This is a genomic window from Phyllobacterium sp. (assembly GCF_037994425.1).
In the GTDB taxonomy this organism is placed as follows: Bacteria; Pseudomonadota; Alphaproteobacteria; order Rhizobiales; family Rhizobiaceae; genus Phyllobacterium.
Genome location: NZ_JBBNAM010000403.1, coordinates 1 through 2,068 on the forward strand (window position 1 = coordinate 1; position 2,068 = coordinate 2,068).

The 2,068-nt window shown below is 53.5% G+C and carries 3 protein-coding genes; 1 reads left to right on the plus strand and 2 read right to left on the minus strand.

Annotated features, from left to right (window positions below; genetic code table 11):
* Nucleotides 1-104: 104 nt before the first annotated feature.
* Both AAAB35_RS26790 and AAAB35_RS26795 read right to left on the minus strand, forming a co-directional pair.
* Nucleotides 105-617, minus strand: a complete 513-nt coding sequence (locus AAAB35_RS26790; RefSeq protein WP_112642130.1) for a prepilin peptidase — start codon at nt 615-617, stop codon at nt 105-107.
* 92 nt (nt 618-709) lie between these two features.
* On the minus strand, nt 710-913 hold the full coding sequence (locus AAAB35_RS26795) for a Flp family type IVb pilin (protein ID WP_112642127.1): 204 nt from the start codon (nt 911-913) through the stop codon (nt 710-712).
* Between the two features lie 399 nt (nt 914-1,312).
* Between AAAB35_RS26795 and AAAB35_RS26800 the strand changes: the two genes are divergently transcribed.
* A complete protein-coding gene (locus tag AAAB35_RS26800) occupies nt 1,313-1,726 on the plus strand; it encodes a pilus assembly protein N-terminal domain-containing protein (RefSeq protein ID WP_018855315.1) in 414 nt (137 codons plus the stop codon).
* Nucleotides 1,727-2,068 lie beyond the last annotated feature (342 nt).

Sequence of the window (2,068 nt, forward strand, 5' to 3'; positions counted from 1 at the left end):
ATCGTTCCTCAGGGATTCGCAATACCCGAAGAATGGCCTGCAATTGGTATAATTATAGTTAATGAAAGCCTTCGATTTTAAGTTAACGGAGGATTAACTTGCCGTTACTTCAGGCCCTCAAGTGCCATAAGAAAAAGCGGTGAAGAGGGAAAGGCCACGAAGCCGCCGATCGCGATCGCGATGCCATAGGGAATCTTCTTAGCCACCAGGATAGAACTCGGAACCGGCAGCCCGATTGCAAGGATTGTATTTGCCTGTGTACGAATAATCAGGATCACCAGCGTTGCGAGACCGCCAATGATGCTTACAAAGATGAGGAATTCGACGAGCGCGGGATTGAACCCAAACCAGAGCGATGTCGCTGCAAGCAGCTTTGCGTCACCGCCGCCCATGATGTTGAGGGCGAACAGAGCAAAGCATACGCCGAGAACGGAAAGAGCGGCGACGACATGCATACTGATTAGCGAAAGGGGCATTGCCGTCAGTGGCGCTATGATTGCAAAGGCAAGTGCAAGAATTATCGATGCCCGATTCGGGATCGTCATCGTAAAGAGGTCGGAGAATGCCGCGATGGCAAGGCAAAGCGGGAAGACTACGAGGACTGCAGCTACGATCATTGTGCCACCGTACTAAAGACAAAAGGCTCACCCGTTTGTGTGCGAGTGAGCCGTTTTTGGTTGGCGTCGGGCGCCTGGGCGCAAAACGCCGATTACGGCGTACCCGTCTGCGCTGCAGCCTTCGTCGCGGCATCTTCCATGCTGCCGGAAATGCCCATGAAGACAGTGTTCAGTTTGCTGCCCACTGCGGTTGCTCCGGTGATCAGCGCAACAGAGATAAGCGCTGCGATCAGGCCATATTCAATTGCGGTCGCGCCGGATTCGTCCTTGAGAAAACGGCTAACAAGCTTGGTCATGGTAACTCCTAACTCCAGTTGATGTTCAGCAGTCCGCCAACTGTTGCCGTTGATCGGATTGCAACAATTTAGCGCGGGCCTGTTTCCATCAACTTAAAGAGTTAGGTTACCGTCCGGTAAATTATGACCGATGCCTGAGGATGGTAAGTATTCCCTATCGCAATTGTTGAGAGTTTTATAGAAAAGTCCTGCGTGCCCGCTAGTAAAGGCGTTTGATGCTAGGGAATGTCCTCGTGCCGATATTCGATGGCGGTGAAAAGGCTAATGCCCTCGAAGCCCCTGTCGCAATATGGCTCATAAAACTGGCGTCTTCGATAAACCATAATAGGCTTAAGACTTCATTCACCAATTTTTCTCATGCTGCTTGGTGAAAATCGCCGTAACCCGAGAGAGAATCAAATGTCGCCGAGTGGCAAGAGGATCATCCTGGCCAGCTTTTTTGCCGCCCTCGGCCTTGGCGGATCCGCGCTCGCGCAACAGGACATTCTGCGGGTCTACATGGATCAAGCCCGCGTTCTGAAACTCGATCGTCCAGTGAGCAAGGTCATCGTCGGAAACGCCAAGGTTGCCGACGCAACCGTGGCGGATTCCAAGACGATCGTCCTGACCGGGCGCAGTTTCGGAACAACCAATCTTGTGCTGCTTGATGCGGATGGCAACGCAATACTGGATGAAAGCATCCTCGTGTCGATTGATGAGGCCAACACTGTTCGCGTCTTTCGCCAAACGGAGCGCTCTGTTCTTTCTTGTACTCCGAATTGCGAACAGCATAGCCAACAAGGCACAGAGACCGCAACGGCAAGCCAGCAATAGCTGCTGAGTATCCGCGAATTCCGTTAGACTTCTGATCCGGCTCAACGCACCCAACTTGCTGCCGAACGGCAGCACGATCACGATCAGCCACAGTAATTAATAATTTCTTTCTACCCCGCGGGAGCACCACGATGGCGTGCGGCGATTGCTGACGCGTCAGCCTCGTTTGCCAAGTCCGCTCGGCCGTTATAAGGCTTGAGAAGTGGCCCGCGACGCGCGGGATGTCAATTTCCTGTCGCTAGGTGGTGCATGGCGCGAGCCTTTCTTTTCGTTCTGGATTCCTTTGGTGTCGGCGGCGCGCCGGATGCGGCAGCCTATGGCGACGAAGGCGCTGACACGCTG